Genomic DNA, 22,997 nt, shown 5'->3' with positions numbered 1-22,997 from the left:
TATTAATACCCTGATAGAAGAGAAAGTTAGAATAATGCCATTAACATTAAGTTATGGTATTGACTGTTGGTATGATTGTAATCTTATCGCAGTCTAAAAAATATTTTTATTGTCGACCCCATTACCTAATTTTTAGAGGAGAATTAGTTCTATTTATTCAGGCTTGCTATAGGGGTTCATTCATTCTTAATTATTAATGGAGTAAAACATACTAAATATCTAGTATAAATCAAGGAATAATACTAATAAATAAGAGTAAACAATTAAATTTAACAACTATTAATATAAGTTAAACCCTTTTGGGATCATTACAACCCATTAGTTGGAGAGGTAATTTGGCAGTCATTGTAATTATTTTATACTTACATAAATACAAACTAAATGTCATAACCAACAATGCCTTGTATAGAATAACCCCTTCTGCTAAAATCCAATGTATTACTGGGATTAAATACTTAACTTAAACCATCATGGACTAATTATAGCAATGGCGAGTAGATAATACCACTCAGAATTTATTTGCTCAATATGATTATAGTTACTGCTGCTGGTTAGACTGAACGCGGAATAAGCAAATGGGGTTAACACCCTTGCTAATAAAACTGCTGTTTGTAAAAAATATTGATTCAAGAGCGACATCCCACTAAAGGCAAAGGTGCGAGTTCTTACATTAGCTGTAACTCGTTTTCTTTAATGTTCTTAATGAGGAGATAATATGAAAAACACTCTGGAAAGAGTTGTACTGATAGGGGTAGCTGGGGACTCAGGTTGTGGGAAATCTACCTTCCTGCGTCGTCTCATGGATTTATTTGGTGAAGGGTTAATGACTGTTATCTGTCTAGACGACTACCACTGCCTAGATCGTAAGCAGCGTAAAGAGACTGGAATTACAGCATTAGACCCTAGGGCAAATAATTTTGATCTGATGTATGAGCAAATCAAGATGCTCAAAAATAATCAGGGGATTGATAAACCCATTTACAATCATGAAACCGGCACAATCGATCTGCCGGAGAGAATTGAACCTAACCATATTGTCGTGCTTGAAGGGCTGCATCCCTTATACGACGAGCGGTTAAGAGAATTATTAGACTTTAGTGTTTACTTGGATATTAGTGATGAAGTAAAAATAGCCTGGAAGATCCAGCGCGACATGGCAGAAAGAGGCCATCATTACAATGATATACTTGCAGCAATTAACTCCCGCAAGCCAGACTTCCAGAAGTATGTAGAACCACAAAGGGAGTTTGCAGATGTGGTAATCCAAGTATTACCCACAAATTTAATTAAAGATGATGCAGAACGTAAAGTATTGAGAGTAAGAATACTGCAAAGGGAAGATAAAGAAAGATTTGAACCAGTATACTTGTTTGACCAAGGATCAACAATTCAATGGACTCCCTGTGGTCGAAAACTTACTTGTTCTTACCCTGGTATGCAAATGTATTATGGCTCTGACGTATACTATGGAAGCTACGTATCAGTTTTAGAGGTTGATGGTCAGTTTGACAATCTAGAGGAGGTAATTTACATAGAAAACCATCTCAGTAATACATCTACTAAGTACCAAGGTGAAATGACGCATTTATTACTGAAACACCGAGAATATCCTGGTTCTAACAATGGCACAGGTCTTTTTCAGGTACTTACAGGCTTAAAAATGCGCTCTACATACGAGCAACTAACGTCTCAAGAAGCTAAGTTAGCAGTAAAAGCATAAGGCTTAAAAACTTTATTACCTATGGGGGTACTTATTTATTAGGTACCCTTTTTTATGTCCTAATATTATAGAACAATAATTGAGTTTAAACTAATATGGAATGTTAACAGTTAGCTGGTCAAAACTCAAGCAAACCTAGGGACTTACAATACCATAAAGTCTTTTCCAGAGTACCACATTATTACATTCAATATTGCAATTGTCGTTTTTATAGGATTTTTTATGACTGAATTCCAGATTAAAATGTGTTGAGTTATATGTGACTATTTAGCCGCCAAATATTTTTGATGGAGGAATCGAATTTTGTCTAGTCGCTATCTATTTACCTCCGAATCCGTAACTGAAGGACACCCGGATAAGGTTTGTGATCAAATATCTGATAGCATTCTTGATAGTCTTCTGGCACAAGATCCTAACAGCCGAGTTGCTGCAGAAGTAGTAGTTAATACTGGTTTAGTTTTAATTACCGGTGAAATTACTACCAAAGCAAATGTTAACTATATTGATATAGCCCGCAGAAAAATTGCTGAAATCGGTTATATAGATTCCGATAACGGATTTTCTGCCAATAGTGCCAGTATCTTAGTTGCTTTAGACCAACAGTCTCCTGACATTGCTCAAGGTGTAAATAGTGCTTATGAAACCCGCCAAGATTCGAGTAATGAAATATTCGATAAAATTGGTGCTGGCGACCAAGGTATTATGTTTGGTTTCGCTTGCAATGAAACCCCAGAAATGATGCCTCTAAGTATTAGTTTAGCTCATCGCATTGCACGCCGGTTGGCAGTAGTCCGTAAAACTGGTGAGTTGAATTATTTGCGTCCCGATGGTAAAACTCAAGTTTCCGTAGCTTATAAAAATGGGAAACCTATCAGCATTGATACTATTTTGATTTCCTCCCAGCATACTCAAAGTATTGAGAATATTACAAACGACGCAGAGGTACAGGCCAAAATAAAGAAAGACTTATGGTCTAAGGTTGTTGAACCCATATTTAGTGATCTGGAGATTCAGCCAGATTCAAAAACACGTTACTTTGTCAACCCCACTGGTAAATTTGTAGTTGGTGGTCCTCAAGGAGATGCTGGCCTAACTGGTAGGAAGATTATTGTTGACACCTATGGAGGCTATTCTCGTCATGGTGGTGGGGCTTTCTCCGGCAAGGACCCCACAAAAGTAGACCGTTCTGCCGCTTATGCTTGCCGCTATGCAGCCAAAAATATTGTAGCAGCCAGATTAGCAGAAAAGTGTGAGATTCAGCTGAGTTATGCTATTGGTGTGGCAAAGCCAGTCAGCATATTAGTGGAAACTTTTGGTACTGGCAAGGTCAATAATCAAGTATTACTTGAATTAGTTCAAGAAAACTTTGAACTACGTCCCGCAGGAATCATCCATGAATTTAATTTACGTAATATGCCTAGTGAAAGAGGCGGACGTTTTTATCAGGACGTTGCAGCTTATGGTCATTTTGGGCGAAATGATTTGGATTTACCTTGGGAACAGATAGATAAAGCCGAATCATTAAACTCCTCTGCCAATCAAAAACAGCCTACTGCCATTTTTTAGTGATTTCTAACTAACTATCATTAAATTAAAGAGGTAATTATCTACTAACTTATTTTAATGATAGTAATGCTAATCAAGGATATCCCACCTCCAAACATTATGTAAATGATTGGAGGCCTTGTTGATTAGAAACATACTAAAATTCTTCCTCACACACTATCAAAAAAAGCTTTCTGTAGACTCGAGAGAATGATAGAGAGAAATTAGCCTATATGAATTAATAAAATAAATCTTTTTTTGAGACTTGTTTTATACTAGCCGGAAAGACGCTGTTTTGGGTTATACATTTCAATCTATTCTCCTTACTTAACCCTATATGTAGGTTAATATTTATCTGTATTCCTTCAGCTTAATACCACTTTCAACCTTCAGTTTCCCTTCATATCTAAGTGAGTTTAAGACTTTTACTACCCCCCCAATTTGAAATGTATTTAAGGCCTCTAGTATATGATATTGATATAGGTAAGAATTTAATAGTAATTAGAGTTTAGAGTATTTATTGGCATATGAATACCCTTATCATTAGAATTAAGTTTACTAGTTCTGATTTAAAACTCGCTTTTGAATTACTTATTATCCACCAATATAATAACTAGCAATTATAACTTCATCAGTTGCAAAATGATCATGGCATATAATCTTCATGGAAAATTATTATTAACTAAATTATTTATATATTAATTAGAGATTTATTGTCACTATGATGTGAATACAAACTATAATAAACCAAATAAATTTGGTTTATTATAGTTTCTTAATTAGGAGTAAAACTGACTCTATCAGTTAGTAAGAACATAGTAAATTTTGTGGGGAGCAAATAAACTCGGAGGGATGCTAACTCAAAAGCCAACCAACATTGAAAACAATTTAGAATATCAGAACATGCTGGAAAATACTTCAACTGATGAATTCCCGACCATAGAATTTCCATCTAGTCGGAAGTTGAAGGCTAGTTCTTGGCGTATCCACCAAAAGATTGGTTACGGTTATTTCTTAGCCATTGGTATTGGATTTTTTGGTTCTCTGACAGGGTTTCTAGTCGCTAATTTATACAGAGGGCAAGAAATTAGAGATTTTCAGCGTGCCCAAACGCAGACACAGCTACTAACTAGTTATCAAAAGGCTATAGCTGGAGTACAGTTACATAGTTCTAACCTAGCTTCGGTTATTAAATATCCAGATAGACTTCAGAAAAAGAAAAACGCTTTCTTCCATCACATAGAAATGGCAGAGCAGTTACAGCCAAAACTGATTCAATTCATTGACCATTATTCTTGGGATTTAGTTACAAGTCAACTAGATCTAAGAAACTTGTTGGAAGACTATGACCAAAATTTGGAAAGCTATTTCAGCCAAATCAATATGGTATTAGATGAAGTAAGAAATAAGCTATCTGAATCCTCCCGTATTTCACAACAGCAGCAGAAACTATTGAAAGTCGTGGGTGGTAGTACTGCTATGCAATTGGAACTCTTATCCAAAGAATTAGCATACATTTTAAAAAGTGCTGAGTCCCGCCAAGGAGAAAGAGCTAGGGAATTAGACCAAGCAAAATCTGTGGAGAGGTTAATTTCCATTTTGAGCATGCTGTTATCTGTTGCAATAGCAGCAGTAGTTGCTTGGAGGACTTCTAGGGCAATTGCAGAACCAGTAATTACTGTAACCCTAATTGCTGAACAAGTAGCAAAAAAGTCTAACTTTGATTTACGTGCACCTATAACTACTGATGATGAAATTGGTTTATTAGCCAAATCCCTCAATCGTCTCATTGAAAGAGTATCTCAAAGGACAAAGGAATTACAACAAGCCAAAGAGGAGGCTGAAGCTGCAAGTAAAGCTAAAAGCCTATTTTTAGCCAATGTTAGTCATGAATTACGTACACCATTAAATGCAGTCATTGGCTTAAGTCAATTATTACAGGATGATGCTACAGATTTAGGACTATCTGAAGATTTTGCTACCGATCTTGAAACCATCAATTCTGCCGGTAAGCACCTATATGATCTAATCAACGATATTCTCGATTTATCCAAAATTGAAGCTGGAGAAATGACTCTGTATCCAGAGACATTTGAGGTCAAAAATTTAATTAATAATCTAGTTTCAACAGTTAAATCAGCAATTGATAAAAATGGTAATTCTTTAGAGTTAGATTACGACTCTCAATTGGGAACAATGCATACTGATCAAACAAGGCTCCGACAAGTGCTCTTAAATTTACTAAGTAATGCTGCCAAATTCACATCTAAAGGTAAAGTTAGTCTAATAGTAAATTTCGATAAAACGGATGAATCTGATGATACATCGAGAAAAATGATTAACTTTATTGTCAGTGATACAGGAATTGGGATGTCTGATAAGCAGCAGGAAAGGCTATTTCAGCCTTTCACACAGGGCGATGCCTCTACCACCAAAAAATATGGTGGTACGGGTTTAGGTTTAGCAATCAGTCGTGATTTTTGTCATATGATGAAGGGTGATATTACTGTGGAAAGTCAGATAGGATTTGGTTCTACTTTTACAGTTTCTTTACCACTTTGTATTGAAGAACTCAAATAATTGTACCTTTTAGCATCTTCATGACAAAAATGGTGTAAACACGGATATTAATTCTTTACGGCCAACTACTAAGGAAGGAAAAGAACGGTCACTATAATCAATCCCTGAAGATAAAGGAAATGGTTCAGAACCAAGAGACACCCAAGTTCCGCCTGCAGCCCTAACAATTGTCCAAGAGGCTGCAATATCCCATACTTTTGAAGTTGCTTCCATACAGCCCAAGACAGCACCATTGGCAACAGTGAGGAAATTATAGCTAGCTGCACCCAGCATGCGAATTTTGCAAGGGAAATTTGTTTGTATTATTCTAGTACTACGGGAACACAAATTAAAAAAATGATTATGGCTAGGATCATCATTGCTAGTCTGTATTGGGTGATTATTGCGAAATGCCCCCGTAGGCACCTTTAAACCATATTTACCCGACCAAAAACCATGAAATGTCTCACTTAATATTGGCAAGTACACATAGCCAAAAACAGGTATCCCCTTATACAACAGACCTAAAGAGATCGACCATATAGGTAAACCTCTAATAAAGTTGGTTGTCCCATCAAGAGGATCTATAACCCAGCACCATTCAGTACCAGGAAATACTTGTTTTCCTTCTTCGGTGAGGATCCCATGACCAGGAAAATTTACAGTGATTGCATCCCTAATTTCTCTGTCTGCCCATTGGTCAGCTTGAGTAACTAAACTTCCATCAGCTTTTTGCACAGCTTTTACTTGCCCAAAATCCTGTATTAACTGTTTCCCCACTCTGACAGTAGTAGTTTGGGAAAATTCCAGCACCGTTGTCCAAAAGTCTGTCATAATGATTATTTTTTACCAGAAGCTTTAACGACTGAACAATAAAGCCAAGTCGGTTGTTATATAAGAAATTATGATATGAAATTCATACCCAAAATACTGGTTCTCACTGAGGTTTAAGAAATATCAAGTTCAAAGCTAAGTTAGTGAATAATTTCATGGCATACATTAATCTTTACCCATAAAAAACAAAACAAAAATTTTCCCAGTCTAAAACCTTATTTTCTACTAATGAACACATTTAATGCTTTAGTATATCTGGGGTTAAAATTTACTGTCTTAGGATCTTTACAGAATCGCTCCATTTCCAAATAGCAATGATAACTCTCTAAAATTTGCTTCCTAAATATTTGTAAATTAGTTCGGTTATTTCATTTTATCTTTAGGTTGTAATATTTACTTTTCTAGCAAATATTAATGTCAAATATACTATTGACCCTTATATTAAAATGATACATTCTATTGCAAAGCAATTTTTCCCTTTTTAGAAATCAAGTCCTCTATCATGATTAAATATCAAACAAGATGCTCATACTATTCAGTTATTGAGTCAGTTCGTAACCATGTAATTCCTAGTTACTAGAACTAGGAATAGATCATCTTTTAGTAAATAAAGAGTCAAACTCGAAAAATCCTAGTGTTTATATTTTTAGTCTTAATATTTGCTGGCTGGGCAAATAAATTTGCTGTTTTGGTCTGCTTAGTATGTCGACATTTGAATGTTAACAATAACCCCAAGGTTTAGATAATATTGTTTATTCAAATATTTTCGGAAAATAGTTGGACCTGATTGTCGTAAAATCTACTTTGTTGTTGAGGATAAATCCACGTCTTCTTCCTTATAAATTTATTGACTCACTTTAATACTATATAGTTTGCTAATCTAAAAATTATGGATCTAGAGGACTGTATACAGCCTTTTAATCTGAGTTTAGTCTAATTTTATCTCATTAATGAAAGAGTTGAAGGAAGAGTTGGCTAATGTAATCCATAACTATTTTGGGGATTTATACAAGTTAGTAAATACACTTACATATTTACTAACTTAACAAATGATATTTCCTATATAGGAACCCATTTGTCGGTTTATTACCCCAAAATCACTTTTTGTCTTACAAACCTTGAAAGTACTTAAGCCTGGTCAATCCAAATAAATCACGATTATACAGACCTTGTCTGCTTTCTTAATCGTTTGTATTGTTAGAATCTGAATTATTGCTAGGAGAAATAGATGCTTCGCGACAAGATGTTTTCAGCTTAGGTTTAGAACTATTGGATGTTCTTTTATCTCCATCTCCAGAAGAACGATGACGTCCGCCTGAAGTACGACTACTAGTGCGTAATTTTGGTTTGTTAAATTGCTCTTCAGGAATTTCTTCAGTTTCTAACCAAGACGGACGGGTTTGATCATAAGCCATTTGTAAAGCCGCAGCTGCAATGGCATGAGCATCGTATTGTTCACTCAATTCACTGACAATAGGTAAAAATGATGCTAATCTCTCCCCAGTAAGAGTGTCACGAACCTGAATTTGTAACTTTTCTAGTTGCCGTGCTTCGATTTGTGCACGGGTAGGAATTGATAGCACTTGCCAACTTTGACGAACATGACGTTCTAAGGATTGCTGTTTACGGCGTTCAAATGGTTGTACTAAAGCAATAGCAGTTCCTTCATTTCCAGCCCTGCCAGTACGACCAATTCTATGTACATAGGTTTCCTGACTATCGGGAAGATCAAAGTTAATTACATGGGAAAGCTCACTCACATCCAATCCCCGAGCAGCAATATCTGTAGCTACAACCCAACGCACCTGTCGACTACGGAACCTTTTTAGTAACCTTTCTCTTGCTTGTTGAGACAAATCACCATGATACTCATCCACACTATGGCCAGCATTTTGTAATTGGTTAGTTAATTCTGCTGCTGTTCGACGAGTACGCACAAAAATGATCGCTGTTTCTGGATCTTCCATTTCCAGAATTGGTTGTAGAGCTCTTGCCTTAGTCCAATGACGAGGAATTAGATATGCCAACTGGTTGATTTTGTTAGGTGCTGCTTTAGGCTGTTGTACAGTTACTGTCACAGGTGAATTCAAAAAATTGTTCACCAACTGACGAATAGAAGGGGGCATAGTTGCAGAGAACAAAGCTGTCTGCCTTGTTTTGGGTGCTTGGGATAGAATTTTCTCCACATCATCAATAAAGCCCATGCTTAACATCTCATCAGCTTCATCTAAAACAAACCACTTGACATCATCTAATTTAAGGCAGCCTCTTTCTAATAAATCAATTACTCTTCCCGGAGTACCTACAACTATATGTACTCCCCTTTTAAGTTGTACAATTTGGCGGTCAATAGACTGACCACCATAAGTTGCCAATACTCTTAATCTTTGCTTGCCAACAAAGTTACAAATAGCACTATGGACTTGGATCGCTAGTTCTCTTGTAGGAGCTAAAATTAAAGCCTGTACCGTTCTTTGTGCTATATCTAAGCGTTCTAATATTGGCAGGGAAAATGCCGCCGTTTTACCCGTACCAGTTTGGGATTGTCCAACCACATCACGCCCATCAAGCAAATGAGGAATTGCTTGCTTTTGAATATTTGTAGGTTCAGTAAAACCCAATTTTTCCAGTTGCTCAGCACGCTCTTGGGAAATACCTAATTCTTGAAACAAAGGGTTCATTAACTCTCCTAATACATTTAATAAAATTTAGACTAGAAAGTTTGATTGACCTGCGAATGAATTAGTTCTGAACTAATCGACCATATAGATCATATACATCCGCCCTCTCAATTAACACTTTCACAATTGTTCCCAATCTAATATCATCACCTTGGACATATACCAGTCCATCAACTTCTGGAGCAAATCTGCCAGAACGGCCAAGAAAACAACCGGTTTGCGGATTTTCCTGTTCAATCAAAACATCCACGACTTTACCTACTTCTTGAAGATTTCGACGTAGAGAAATCGGCTGTTGCAATTTCATTAAAGTGTCCCGTCGCTGCTCCATAACTTCTTGGGACAATTGATTAGGTAGATTGTAAGCAGCTGTCCCCTCTTCAGGAGAAAAAGTAAATACACCAACATGGTCAAATTGATGATTATGGATAAATTGCAACAAATGCTGAAAATGTAGTTCTGTTTCTCCCGGAAAACCCACAATAAAGGTTGTTCGTAAAACCGCTTCTGGCATTAATGTTTTTATTTTCCGAATTACTGAGTCACTCACCTGCCCTTGCCAGGGACGATTCATTGCCCGTAGGATATCTGGGTGAGAATGTTGTAAAGGCAAATCCAAATAGGTTAAAACATTGGATGTTTCCCTAATGGCAGCCAAAACATCTGGGGTTAGTCCTGTAGGATAAGCGTAATGCATTCGAATCCACGGTAAATCTACTTGTCCTAATGCCCGTAATAACTCTGCTAATTGAGGTTTCCCATAAATATCTAAACCATAATTGGTCGTGATTTGGGATATTAGAACTATTTCTTGTACCCCTTGAGCAGCCAGTTGTTCTGCCTCAGTGACAATAGATTCAATTGTCCGCGATCGCTGTTTACCTCGTAAATGAGGGATTATACAAAATGCACAACTGTAATCACATCCTTCAGCCACCCTTAAATAAGCAACACCTTCCGTAGTAGTCCGATAACGAGGAACATTTTCATCAGCAATATAAATAGGTTGATGACTAATTTCTTTGAACCGCTCTCCCTGTTCTACCCTTTCAATAACTTGAACTATCTTCTGGTAGTCTCCAGTACCAACTAATGCAAGTACTTCCGGTAACTCCTCTAATAACTGCTCCTGAAAATGCTGCGCCATGCAGCCAGCAATAATGATTTTCTTATTAGCTTCTGCCAATTCCACCAAAGTCTTGACAGATTCCTCCCTTGCTAATTCAATAAAGCTACAAGTATTAACAATCACATAATCTGCTAAATATTCATTGTCATCTACGTAATATCCAGCCTCTGCTAGTAAACCTAGCATGTGTTCTGTATCAATGCGATTTTTTTCACAACCCAGGTGAGAAATGGCAATTGTTGGCTTATCACCCATATTCAAAAAATTTATTTTTCGCTTTTCATCATAATTACTTAGTCATTGTTGACAGTCATTGACTTTTGGGAAACTTGGTTTCAGTCCAGACCCACTCAACCCCCAATCCTTGCCCTTAGCATTTGTAACAGCAAGGAGAACTGATCTATATTCATATAGATACGAACCTTTATTAGAGAGAATAATTAAAATATCTCAGGTAAAATAGAGATACTTTGCCAGTGTTCTTGTTGCTGTTGGTATTCTATATTACCGCAGCACTTGCATTTTTAATCTACCCTGTGGGAAGCAGCCTAGGTTGGACACTTGTGAGAACCTTTACCAAATCATCCCAAGTGGCTAAATTAACTAGTCACATGGAACATTTTGGCTGTTTGCCAAGTGCCAGTGGCATGTGTAGAGAAGTTGCAATCCTCAGGACAGCGTGCTAATGCAACGACACCAAAGGCATTAGTAAAACCATACAGATCTGATCAGACTTGGGATTATGTCCCAGGTCAGGGCCCTATAACCCATAACCCTTGGTTTTCCCTTATTGTGAGTGGTAAACTCCTCTTAGTGGCCACATTAAATCTTAACATACACTATGAGCCTTTGAAGTGAAATTTAATCCTAGATTAGAAGAGAGGCTATCAAGCAAATAACATAAAAATTTTTGGATGGGAAGATCAAAATTACGGTTACAGGAGATAGGCATTAATTAACAAACTGCAAGAGGTTTCTAGAATAACTTAGGATACTAAACTACAGTATTAATGAATGCCAATTATTGATACAAATTTAAAATCATGCATTCTTCCCCATAGTTTTTTAAAGACGTGGATTTATATCAATTACTTAAAACCAAGACACCAGTGATTGGAGTGGTTCATCTGCTACCACTTCCTACCTCACCCCGCTGGGGAGGTAGCCTCAAAGCTGTGATTGATCGTGCAGAGCAAGAAGCAACAGCTTTAGCCAGTGGTGGAATCGATGGCATTATTGTGGAGAATTTTTTTGATGCACCGTTTACAAAAAACCAAGTTGATCCAGCAGTCGTGAGTGCAATGACTATAGTTGTACAAAAGATTCAAAATCTAGTCACCATTCCTATTGGCATAAATGTTTTACGGAATGATGCTCAAAGTGCATTAGCAATTGCTAGTTGTGTGAAAGCACAGTTCATCCGTGTCAATATTTTCAATAGTGTAATGGTAACAGACCAGGGATTGATTGAAGGGGAAGCTAATCAACTGCTACGTTATCGTCGGGAGTTAGGAAGTGATGTCAAAATTATGGCTGATGTTTTAGTAAAGCATGCTCTTCCTCTGGGAACAATGAATATTACCAATGCAGTAAAAGATACCATAGAGCGGGGATTGGCTGATGCAGTTATCATATCCGGGTGGGCCACAGGCAGCCCTCCAACACAGGAAGATTTAGAGTTAGCCTCTAGCGCAGCAAAAGAAACACCTGTATTGATTGGTAGTGGGGCAAGTTGGGAAAATATTGCTGAACTGATGCAAGTGGCAGATGGTGTAATAGTCTCTAGCTCTTTGAAACGTCATGGTTGCCGTGAACTACCCATTGACCCTAATCGTGTTCATCAATTTACTGAAGTAGCACACCAAAGTTGGAATTCTTCAGAAAATATTAACTCGAATTCCTCATTCAAGTTGCACTCTTCGTTACGTAATCATTAATCAGGTAATGGATTGCAAGACACATATGGTATTAAAAACTACCAATTACCAATCATAAGATAATACTTTCTTCATCAAATTTGTATGACTCGCCGACGCTCTAATCCCTGGATTTATAAATGGTCACGATTGATAATCGCTGCCATAACTACCTGTGGTACATTAACAACCGCATATCTCACCTATGAAAAATTAAATGGAAAGCAAGCAGCTTGCCTCATCCAAACTAGTGTCAATAACTGTAATGATGTACTCTCTAGCCCCTGGGCTATGGTTTTTGGTAAGCCACTAGCTTTGTTTGGCTTTCTAGCCTATACATGCATGTTAGTCTGTGCCGTTATTCCTCTAATACTTAAATCAGACACTAACAAGCAGCAAAATCAGAAAATAGATGATTTGACCTGGTTGATACTTCTTGCTGGTGCCACTGCTATGACTATCTTTAGTGGATACCTTATATATCTGCTGATATTTAAAATCCAGGCCCTTTGCTTCTACTGTATTGCTTCTGCCCTATTCTCTGTAAGTATATTCGCACTTACAGTTGTTGGGCGTACCTGGGAAGATGTTGGGCAAATTTTCTTCACCACTATCATAGTAGGCATGATAACTGTTGTTGGCACCATTGCTGTACATGCAAATGTGAGTAGTCCAACCATTAGCCTTCATTCTACACCCGCGCCTATAGGAAAGCCCAATCGAGGTATAGGCTGGGAGGTTACAACTACTTCCGAAGAATCAGAATTGGAATTAGCTGTTCATCTGACAAGAATTGGTGCTAAAAAATACTCAGCCTGGTGGTGTCCCCATTGTCATGAACAAAAGCAATTATTCGGGAAAGAAGCCACAGAAAAGTTAGATATAATCGAGTGTGATCCCCAAGGTAAGAATGCCGCACCTACTTTATGTCAAGCAGCTAAAATTGAAGGTTTTCCAACTTGGGAAATCAACGGTAAGCTTTACCCCAATGTACAGCCATTAAAAAGACTAGCTGATGTATCTGATTATCAAGGACCAAGGAAATTCAAAAATTATCCTGACTATTTCAAATAGTTTTTATAGGCTTCCAATAAGGTGTGTTGCTGACTTGTTAATTGCCAATAAATGGGCCCCCTTAATTCAAGTATGTGGACATAATTAGTAGGGAGAAGTTATCATTTCTAGTCTTAGAAACTCACAATTAGTAGGGAGAAGTTATCATTTCTAGTCTTAGAAACTCACAATTAGTTGATCACCATTATCACCCAATAACAATCCTACTCTTAACCAAGTAATGGGAATGAGTAAGCATCTAAGTCATACTTTATTGAGATTGTGGTTGTATATAAGACAATCATTAATAGGCAGAAAAAGAGAGCTGGTTACCGCTTCCTGTATGGCAGTGTGTACTTTTAGTTTACGTTCTTTGGGGACATTACAACATGTAGAGCTTACTTTATTAGATCAATTTTTTCATCTGCGACCGGCACAAATATCAGAAGATAGGGTCACAATTATAGCCATCGACGAAAATTCGTTACGAGATATTGGTTATTGGCCTATTCCTGATGGGGTATTAGCAAATTTAATTGAAAAAATAAAAGCCTGCCAACCCCGAGCAATAGGTTTACATTTGTACCGAGATTTTCCCATACAGCCTGGTAATCATGAACTACAAAAAGTCTATCAATCAACACCGAATCTAGTAGGTATTGAACTACTAGCAACCCAACAAAGTATTCGGGTTTTACCACCACCTTTGCTTAAGCAAAGGCATCAAGTTGGTTTTAATAATCTTCTTTTTGATGTTGATGGTAAAGTTCGTCGCAACTCATTGTACTGGCATGTCAATGGTCGAGTTCATGATAGTTTTGCTTTCAAGTTAGCAAAATTATATTTAGCAGAAGATAATATTAGACCATCTCAATTAGGAAGGAATCAACCTATACAGCTTGGTCAAGCAATATTTCATCGGTTTCAAGCAAATGATGGAAGTTATATCAGAGAAGACAATAGGGGATACCAAATTTTGTCTAATTTGTCAAGTATCAGTTGTGTTAACAACACATCTAGCAATTGCAACTTCCGCCAAATATCATTGCAGAATGTATTAGATAAAGAAATTCCAAGTAAGTGGTTTAAAAATAAAATTGTCTTAATCGGTTCTACAGCGAGTAGTATTCAAGGCTTTGTACCTAATCCAAACACCAGTATATTTAAAAATAAGGGTGAAAGTATCAGTGGGGTAGAGTTACAAGCTTATTTCATTGATGAATTAATTTCTGCTGCATACAAGGAAAAAACCTTACTCAGAGTTTGGCCTGAATCTGTTGAATGGTTATGGATTTATGCATGGGCTTACTTAGGAGCTATTACAATTTGGCAGGTGCAAAACCTTGGAACTAGCGTATTTAGAACATTTTCTTCTTGTATCCTATTAATGGGCAGTACTTATATTTTATTTTTAAATGGTTTATGGTTGCCTGTATTACCATGCCTCCTAACTTTTTGTGGCTCTGCAATTGCCATCACATATCAAACAACTCAAATACAAGAAGGTTTAAAACGTTCTAAGGAGTTTTTAGATGAGCTAATCAATACTATTCCCGATCCAATTTTTGTGAAAAATGAAAGGCATCAGTGGATTGTTATTAATGATGCTTATTGTAAATTAATAGGGCATCCCAAAATAGATTTATTGGAAAAATCAGAATATGATTTTTTCCCAAAACAACAAGCAGATAGATTTAGATTACAAGATAAGTTAGTCTTTAAAAATCAATATACACAGGAGCAGGAGGAAGAGTTTACTAATGCTACTGGTCAGACTCATATAATTGCGACAAAGAGATCACTCCATAAGGATGGGGCTGGTAATTTATTTCTAATTGTACTCATACGTGATATTACTGATAGTAAACTAAGAGAAGAACATCTAAAACGTAAGGCAGAAGAGTTAGTTCGCTCTAATCATGAATTAAAAATCCAAGAAGATTATCTCCGTTACCTGGCTTACAATGATCCTTTAACTGGACTCCCTAACCGGAAATATTTCCTTGAAAAGCTTCAAGAATCCCTAGAATGGTCCGAGCATAATAATTCTTTGCTTGGTTTATTATTCATTGATCTGGATGGTTTTAAACAAGTAAATGATACCCTTGGTCATGAAATGGGTGATCGTCTTTTAGTAACTGTTGCCGAGCGCCTTAATAATATCTTACGTAATAGTGATACTGTTGCCCGCTTAGGTGGTGATGAGTTTACAATTATACTAAGTGGAATTCCAGATATGGAAATAATTAGTGCAATTTCTAAGAAGGTTCTATGCACCTTGAGTGAACCTATTCTTCTGGGTACGAATATCGCTAATATTTCTGCAAGCATAGGTATTAGCATATATCCTAATAATAGCAGAAATGCAGATATTATGATTCGACAAGCGGATGCAGCAATGTATCACGCAAAAAGATCTGGTAAAAACTGTTTCAGGTTTGCTTAATTTTTAGATTTCAGCAATTATAAATGGATGATAAAGGAAATACTGAAAGCGCACACTGATTATCGGTAATAGAGTTTATGGGAAAAAATAAAAATATAGAAAATCAATTAATCAGATAAAGAAAAGACCAGGGACTGAGGAGAAATTGAGCTGATATTAATTATTTCCTTTAAGGATTTTATTGAATATATAAGCTTTTAAATCTCAACTCAATTACAGTAGCAAATTTATCTCTGTGCAGCTTCCAAACAAAAATTATATTCCGTTATGACTTAATATGCCCTTAGAGGAGAATTAAAAGCTTAGTTGTATAATTACTAAAAATGATTATTTGAAGTTTCTATTGAGTCAAATATTTGCTAGGTTGTTATCCAACAGGTTCTTGATTTGAAAAAGTACTATAAGAAATTATTTGCAGTATATACATTTAATAATAATTAATTTGAGTATTGAGAGTAGTGCTAGACACTGTAGAACAGTGTCTGGTTTAGACCATTAGTCTTAGGGACACTGCAAACATTTATTGTATATTATTCCCAAACGATTTCAGGTAGAGCATATAGTAGCTTTTCATTAAAATATAGTACAGAAACTTGCTAATCTGGCGTGAGAGGGTTTCATTTTCAGTATGGTTCCCTATTGCCTGATTGTTCTGATTTCAATTCTTACCCAATATTTGGTATTATCCTCATGTGATTACTTACTTTATATTGTTTACTATCCCTTCTTCCCCAATATTACTATCAGTATTTATAAATATACAAACTATTATTATTACCAATTAATCAGTATTAAAATATCCGTAATGAATAAAGTCCCTAAGCACTTAAAGGGATGAAATAATATTCCTGGGTTCTGTCAGTTGGGATTTGGAATTATGCTTTGTTTTATGGGGTTGATACTTGCGGTCATTATTCACTCTGAATCCCTTCAGACCTAAAACTATTATAATATAGTCAATTTCAATAATTTGGTTGATAATAGTTAGCTATCCAGTCAAAAATCAATAAGAATCACTTGAATATTATACTGTTTTATGGATTGATCTAGGCAGTTAACAACTTCGCACTTAACAAGATAAAATAAGATAATAGCCATATTATTGAAAATACAATGATGTTCTAGCTGGTTAAGTTTATCATTCCCAAAATGCAAAGATAATAGTAATTATTTTTCAATGGAGTGACTACAAAACATCACTAGTCTATTAATAGTTACAAAGATAATTCATGGTCAATCTTTTATACCATTGGGTTTTCTTGTCAAACATCAAGATAATTATTTACTCTCTTGTACAAACTATTTATTTAAGTTTACCAAATTCAAAGTTTAGGTTTGAATTCAAATCCTTATTTTACTAGTGATTTACATTTAGTCTTAAAATAAACTTGATGGAGATTGATTGATATAACTTCTCATAATTGGGTTGATAATCCCAAAACTGCAATTTTTGATAAGCTTTAAGTCTCCTATTCCATCATGAGGAGAGGCACTTATAATATAACCTGGTAGTTGAATATGATGCCAATAAATATTAATTCAAATATATTATTCGTCTTGGTAGTCTTTACTTCTATAACCCAAGATTAATTATTTCCGTTCAAAAGATTATATTAACTTGACATTTATATATCTTCTCTACTAGAACTTAACTAAAACAAATCTTGAACAATGAACACCAAAATAAACAACTGATGTGGTTGTTTGCTGCCAAGTTGTTGTTCGTAAGTCGTCCTGGCATCCTACCGTAATTACTGTAGTACAGATGATATACAGGATTTATGTAAACAAAAATTGTTTTGTGAGTAAAAAAATTAACATATGATTTTAGGATGATATAAATTTGACCATAGGGTTTGTGAAATAAGGAAATCTAATATATTTGCCATCAAGTCTAATTCTGGTAAATGCCCAAATACAGAATAAAGTTACTTAGTTAGCATGGAAAGTAGAAATATAAATTGTTGATAGGATAAGAGATTTGACTTTAACTAGAGACAAATACGATTTATGAAGAGGATAGTAGTTCGCGGCTGCAAAATTACGAGTTTTATGGTGTTCTCTGTATTTTTGTCCTTTATTCTACCAACTATTATCGAAACAACAAATATTTTAAGGGACTTACAAGCCACCTGTGAAAATAAGGCTCATAATCTCTCCCAGAATATATCTGCTCATTTAGTAATAAACGGGCGGAATATTAAATATCATGGTTGGCAAGCACCATTGAATTGTGAATATAATCCCCAGAACTACGGTGCTCCTGATAGTTGGCATGGTAGTGGTACTCGTTAATAGTAATTTCATTAAAGATTTTATTGTGTTTAATGATCATCAGTAGAATTTAATCTTTTATTGGGGGTGATTTCCACCATTTTTCTCTTTTAATTAAGGTATGTACCAACCAAGAATCCTTGCTGTAGGGGTGATCAGTACGATAGTGCCCCCCACGACTTTCAGTTCTGAAAATGGCGCTATTAACAATCAAGTAAGCTATATCTAATAAATTACGGGTTTCAGCCCACAATTTGAATCGACTTCCCATAGATGGGATAGATAGGTTAATTGTCTCTTGATATTTAAGGTTGAATAAACATTGGCTTAAAGTTAGATTAGCAAAAGACTGTCGCCAAGATTGGATGGTTGAAATGGCATCATATAGTCCTCGCTGTTGACGACAAATACCAGCACTTTGCCAAACAAGAATTGGCAAATTTTGGCGTATTGTATTTATTTGATCCTGTTGTATTTGCCATTGTTTTTCAGAGAGATTTAACTTCTTGGTCATAGGCGTGGAAATATAAGATACAGGTAGTTGAGTTAACTTGAGATGGGCCATTCGTGCTCCAAACACAATACATTCCAGCAAGGAATTACTTGCAAGACGATTAGCTCCGTGAACTCCTGTACTTGCAGTTTCACCAACAATGTACAATCCAGGGATATTCGTTTGGTTTTTCAAATCCGTAGCAATTCCCCCCATCCAATAATGAGCTGCAGGTGCCACAGGAATGGGCTCAGAAAAGATATCAATACCCCAACGCTGACAAACTCGAATAATATTGGGGAAACGGTAACGAACTCTTTCAGGAGATATGGTACGCATATCCAGGAAAACATGGGCAGTAGTTGGTTCCGAAGATATGTATTGTAGGTGATTGAAAATGGCCCGACTCAACACATCCCTAGGAGCCAATTCCCCATCTTTATGGTAATCAAATGCAAAACGTCTTCCTGTATTATCAATTAGGTGAGCTCCTTCACCTCGTACAGCTTCACTAATTAGAAAGCGATCACTACCTGGTTTATTTAAAGCTGTGGGGTGAAACTGTATAAATTCCAAGTCCCTGAGTATAGCTCCTGCACGCCATGCAAGAGCAACACCATCCCCTGTACTAACTACAGGATTAGTAGTTTGGGCAAATACTTGACCTCCCCCACCCGTGGCTAAAATGACTGCACTAGCTTGAATCCAATGAATCTGGTTTTGATAGAATAAGCTAATTCCTTGACAGTATTGTGTGTTTGGAGACAGCCAGATATCTAGAGCTAAAGCCCTTCTAATCACCTTAATATTCTGAGATTGCAAAATTTTAGTAGTAAGAGCAGTAATTACTTTTCTACCAGTAGTATCTGCTGCATGAAGAACCCGATGGCGGGAATGAGCAGCTTCTAGGGTTAGTGCTAAATTACCATGGTGTTGATCGAAATCTACCCCTAAGTTAACTAGGGATTGAATACAGCTAGGAGCATTTTGAGCAAGAAACTCAACAGCAGTATGATCACATAAACCGGCACCTGCTTTCAGGGTATCTTCAATATGCAAGCTGGGAGAATCTCCAGGAGCAATCGCAGCTGCAATACCACCCTGCGCCCAATCGCTCGCAGATAAGGACATAGTTTCCTTGGTAATCAAGCCAACTTGTAGATGGTTAGGAATGCATAAAGCCGTATATAAACCAGCCGCACCAGCACCAACTACAAGAACATCAAATTGTTGGGGAATATCTGTTTCAGCCAAGGTATGATATAGAAGAGAAGGGTTAAATCAAATCACTATCATTAATCCTACTGTGTAACCTGCTTTCCGGGAATACTGTCTTGGAAATAATTGACTATTGATAATTAGTATCTGATTTTTGCAGATAGACAAGCCTTAGTTCAAGAAAGTTTCAGTACCCATATCATTACCGCCTGGTTAAGTCTTTATTGAATGTTTAGTATTTTCCTAGTCTGATTGTTCAATTCCCATCCTTGTTCATTACCCAATATATTTACTCTAACTTAGGTAGATAGTGGAAAAGGTATGATTTAAAATTCGATATTTCTAGCACACCCCTTTGACCTGCATAGAATTAAACTTTATTGTTTTACATTGAATAGTTTAATAAAGCAAAAGTTAAATAAATTTGATAAATTTTGTAATTATGCTGAGACCTGATTCAGAAAATGGGTTAACGTAAATAGACAAAGCAATAGCCCAATATTACTATAAGCCCACTAAATAGGAAGAATTATATGAGCCAAGTTAGTTTTAACTACTCTCATACCAGTTTTACAATAATTGGTATGGGAGTAGTTATTGTTATCAAGTAATTGTTTGTTTATAAGACCTTTTAAATATCCCAAACTCTATAGAATATTTAGTGTATTTGATTTTCTATTTGTCTATCAAGTGAGTTTTTTAATCTTAAAATTCATTCTGAATTCGATTTTATTTATCAATACTAGATATTTACTCACATTTTACAAAAAATATCTCACTCTCCTAGTAAAATGAGAATGAGATACAATTAGTTCCATGAGATTAGTGACTAATTACTATTTATCTATAAATACCAGGGTTAATACGATCATCTCCTTCATTAAAGAGAGATTCTGGTTCGTTAACCGTGAAATTATTTAAATTATCTTGGAGAAGTTGTATTTGATGTTCACCTAATCCCTTAATTTTCAATACATCCTCTACCTTTTTATAAGGAGCATTCTTAATCACCTTGCTTGCGAGAGTAGGATAAAGTCCCCGGTAGTTTTGGAAAGCCCGAACATTAGTATTATTCAGGTCAATTTTATCCCCGTATACATCTGCTAAAGTCTCATCAGCTCGATTCCTTAATCTTCCAACTTCAACCCCTAAGATGGAGACTGTTGGCAAAGTTAAGCTCTGGGAATTAGCAGCATGAGCTAACTGAGACGTGAAGAACCACCCAAAACAAACCACTTGCAAGCTAAATACTATTAATAAACGCGTTAAGTACTTCACTATTTTCTGCCTCTTTCTATCAAATTAAAGTTCAGATTCTCTGTTAACACTACTAGACCCACCATCATGCATAGTAGGTTAGAATATTAGCCCCATCAACCTATCTTTTATAAATAATTATTCGCTATGGCATGAAAATCAATGCCTGGGAAATTTTAAAAGCCAAATTATAGAATTACAAATATTCTCCCATAAGTAAACCAATGATATGTAATTTGTCTACTATTAACTAAATATCCGGCATGTGAATAACCAGACCTCAATAATTTTTTAGGATTCTTCTTTACTACAGTTTTGCATTAGTCAATGTAAAACTTGTTTGGTCCAAGAATAAAGTTGTTGATCGGTAAATTTTTTTATTAGTTATTCAAGCAAATATGATATTGTTAATCCCAAATCAGCTCAGTGAACCCATTAATAAGCAATTGAGTATTAAGACTTCCATTTGATTCAAAAAGTACAGTCACTATTCAATAATGCTAGTCCTTAAAGGAAAACCTTAAGAATTAAATGTACAATAGGAATAACTAAGCATTACAAGCAAGTATGCAATTTGACTTGTGAGGCTTTGTTTAATGTACTTAAACTCACTCAAAAGCTATACCTGGATAAATCAGTAGAAAAACTTATAAAGACTAACGTGATATTATTTCATTAATAGTAATTTTTATCCCTATTAAACCTTGTATATTTTATAATATATCGAAATCATATTTTTGACTGTTTTTCCTAATTAAGTTACTTAAACTCAAAGTAATAAGATAAATTAAGCATTCTCTGCAACCTTAAATACTCTATAAAGCCTAGCATTTGGTGTTTAAAGTACAACTACCTTTAAACAATTTACTTATAAACCTAAAACCGTTCCTAGTATTTTAGCTTCAAACTGTGTTAAGGTGCTAAACTTAACACTGGTATTGGAAAGAATTTTATAGATGAACCTTTGAAAAGGCTGTAAATGTAAAGACTGATGTAAATTAGGCTATAATTGCAGCTAGTAAAAAAAGGCTATCTACTAAAATAGTACTTAAAACTGCTCCACTGAAAGCATACCAATGTTCCTTACTATAGTGAAGAGGGAGTATCCCTACTACCAGTAAAGTTAAACCAAGGATCAAAGCCCACCCTATATTTACAGGAGTCTGTTGTATTTGGAATAGTGCTTGTCGTAAAATTGGTGCGATGGATTCTGGTTCTACTCGCATGATTTGACGCCAATAAGACATTAGGTCAGCAATATAGAAATAAACATCTGTAATAACTGTGCCCAATAAGGACCCTAAATAAAACCAGCTGCCGACTTTTGCCCAATTTTTGCTCAAGCATACAACTGCAAATGGGAGACCAATTGCTTCCACCGGCAAATGCCATAGGGGTTCCCAACGTAACCAACCCCAGTAAATTCCGCCGGCTAACCAACTCCAGCTAAATCCATATAAAATATCACCCCAAATATGTGTTTTTGGATGTGACATTAATGAAACGCTTAACCACACCCAAAAAACTGTTAATCCTAAACTCAACCAAGGTAATATTCGTACTAGGGGAGCCTGGATAAAAACAGGTACAGATACAAGAAAGACTGCTAACCCAAAAACTAACCAGGTTTGGCAAGTAAATTTATCCCACCATGGTAATTTGGTGGTTTGATGGATTTCAATGGTTGTCTTAGAAGATTTACCAGGAACATAGGAGGATAAGGTGTTATTAACCAAAACTTTCTGAATATGAATATTTGTTATTTGATTTAAGATACCATACATGGTAAAAAATCCTCCCAGAGGAGGGAAGTCTCTTTACTGATACGGGAATTTTACATTACCTGGAAAATACGTTATCGCAAATGAAAAA

14 protein-coding genes are annotated in these 22,997 nt (G+C 35.9%); 8 read left to right on the top strand and 6 right to left on the bottom strand.

Translation table 11 applies throughout. The annotated features are described in order from the left end of the window. Positions 1-715 precede the first annotated feature (715 nt). From RINTHH_RS01295 to RINTHH_RS01285, 3 genes are all read left to right on the top strand, one after another. Positions 716-1,720, top strand: a complete 1,005-nt coding sequence (locus RINTHH_RS01295; protein ID WP_008231892.1) for a phosphoribulokinase — start codon at positions 716-718, stop codon at positions 1,718-1,720. 303 nt (positions 1,721-2,023) lie between these two features. Beyond that, entirely contained in the window at positions 2,024-3,286 is a 1,263-nt protein-coding gene (gene metK, locus RINTHH_RS01290; protein WP_008231890.1) for a methionine adenosyltransferase, read from the top strand. A gap of 831 nt (positions 3,287-4,117) precedes the next feature. Beyond that, positions 4,118-5,845, top strand: a complete 1,728-nt coding sequence (locus tag RINTHH_RS01285; protein WP_044304337.1) for a sensor histidine kinase — start codon at positions 4,118-4,120, stop codon at positions 5,843-5,845. A gap of 18 nt (positions 5,846-5,863) precedes the next feature. Here the strand turns inward: RINTHH_RS01285 and RINTHH_RS01280 are convergent, their stop codons facing one another. The 3 genes from RINTHH_RS01280 to rimO all read right to left on the bottom strand — a co-directional run bounded on the left by RINTHH_RS01280 (position 5,864) and on the right by rimO (position 10,723). Further along, positions 5,864-6,658 (bottom strand): inositol monophosphatase family protein, encoded by a 795-nt coding sequence (locus RINTHH_RS01280; RefSeq protein WP_008231887.1) that lies wholly within the window; start codon positions 6,656-6,658, stop codon positions 5,864-5,866. Between the two features lie 1,181 nt (positions 6,659-7,839). Then, positions 7,840-9,339: a DEAD/DEAH box helicase gene (locus tag RINTHH_RS01275; RefSeq protein ID WP_008231885.1), complete on the bottom strand. Its 1,500-nt coding sequence runs from the start codon at positions 9,337-9,339 to the stop codon at positions 7,840-7,842. 61 nt (positions 9,340-9,400) lie between these two features. Further along, positions 9,401-10,723, bottom strand: a complete 1,323-nt coding sequence (rimO, locus tag RINTHH_RS01270) for a 30S ribosomal protein S12 methylthiotransferase RimO (RefSeq protein ID WP_008231883.1) — start codon at positions 10,721-10,723, stop codon at positions 9,401-9,403. A 366-nt stretch (positions 10,724-11,089) separates the two neighbouring features. Between rimO and RINTHH_RS01265 the strand changes: the two genes are divergently transcribed. The 5 genes from RINTHH_RS01265 (at position 11,090) to RINTHH_RS01245 (ending at position 18,178) form a co-directional block, all read left to right on the top strand. After that, entirely contained in the window at positions 11,090-11,326 is a 237-nt protein-coding gene (locus RINTHH_RS01265) for a hypothetical protein (RefSeq protein ID WP_008231881.1), read from the top strand. Between the two features lie 215 nt (positions 11,327-11,541). Further along, complete coding sequence (gene btpA, locus RINTHH_RS01260; RefSeq protein ID WP_008231872.1) at positions 11,542-12,405, top strand: photosystem I biogenesis protein BtpA; 864 nt, start codon at positions 11,542-11,544, stop codon at positions 12,403-12,405. A gap of 84 nt (positions 12,406-12,489) precedes the next feature. Next, positions 12,490-13,458, top strand: a complete 969-nt coding sequence (locus RINTHH_RS01255; protein WP_008231870.1) for a vitamin K epoxide reductase family protein — start codon at positions 12,490-12,492, stop codon at positions 13,456-13,458. A 226-nt stretch (positions 13,459-13,684) separates the two neighbouring features. Continuing rightward, positions 13,685-15,883, top strand: coding sequence for a CHASE2 domain-containing protein (locus RINTHH_RS01250; protein WP_008231868.1), 2,199 nt, complete (start codon positions 13,685-13,687; stop codon positions 15,881-15,883). A gap of 2,010 nt (positions 15,884-17,893) precedes the next feature. Next, positions 17,894-18,178, top strand: coding sequence for a hypothetical protein (locus RINTHH_RS01245; RefSeq protein WP_155943875.1), 285 nt, complete (start codon positions 17,894-17,896; stop codon positions 18,176-18,178). A 49-nt stretch (positions 18,179-18,227) separates the two neighbouring features. On the opposite strand, the gene nadB is transcribed toward RINTHH_RS01245, so the two are convergent. From nadB to RINTHH_RS01230, 3 genes are all read right to left on the bottom strand, one after another. Next, entirely contained in the window at positions 18,228-19,904 is a 1,677-nt protein-coding gene (gene nadB, locus RINTHH_RS01240) for an L-aspartate oxidase (RefSeq protein ID WP_008231864.1), read from the bottom strand. An 804-nt stretch (positions 19,905-20,708) separates the two neighbouring features. Continuing rightward, positions 20,709-21,146 (bottom strand): photosystem II complex extrinsic protein PsbU, encoded by a 438-nt coding sequence (psbU, locus tag RINTHH_RS01235; RefSeq protein ID WP_008231862.1) that lies wholly within the window; start codon positions 21,144-21,146, stop codon positions 20,709-20,711. Positions 21,147-22,123: 977 nt separating this feature from the next. Then, positions 22,124-22,909, bottom strand: a complete 786-nt coding sequence (locus RINTHH_RS01230; RefSeq protein WP_008231861.1) for a DUF3120 domain-containing protein — start codon at positions 22,907-22,909, stop codon at positions 22,124-22,126. Positions 22,910-22,997 lie beyond the last annotated feature (88 nt).

Origin of the sequence: Richelia intracellularis HH01 (genome assembly GCF_000350105.1) — a bacterium.
Taxonomy (GTDB): Bacteria; Cyanobacteriota; Cyanobacteriia; order Cyanobacteriales; family Nostocaceae; genus Richelia; species Richelia intracellularis.
Note: the sequence above shows the minus strand (reverse complement) of the source record. Positions and strands in the feature narration are given on the sequence as shown.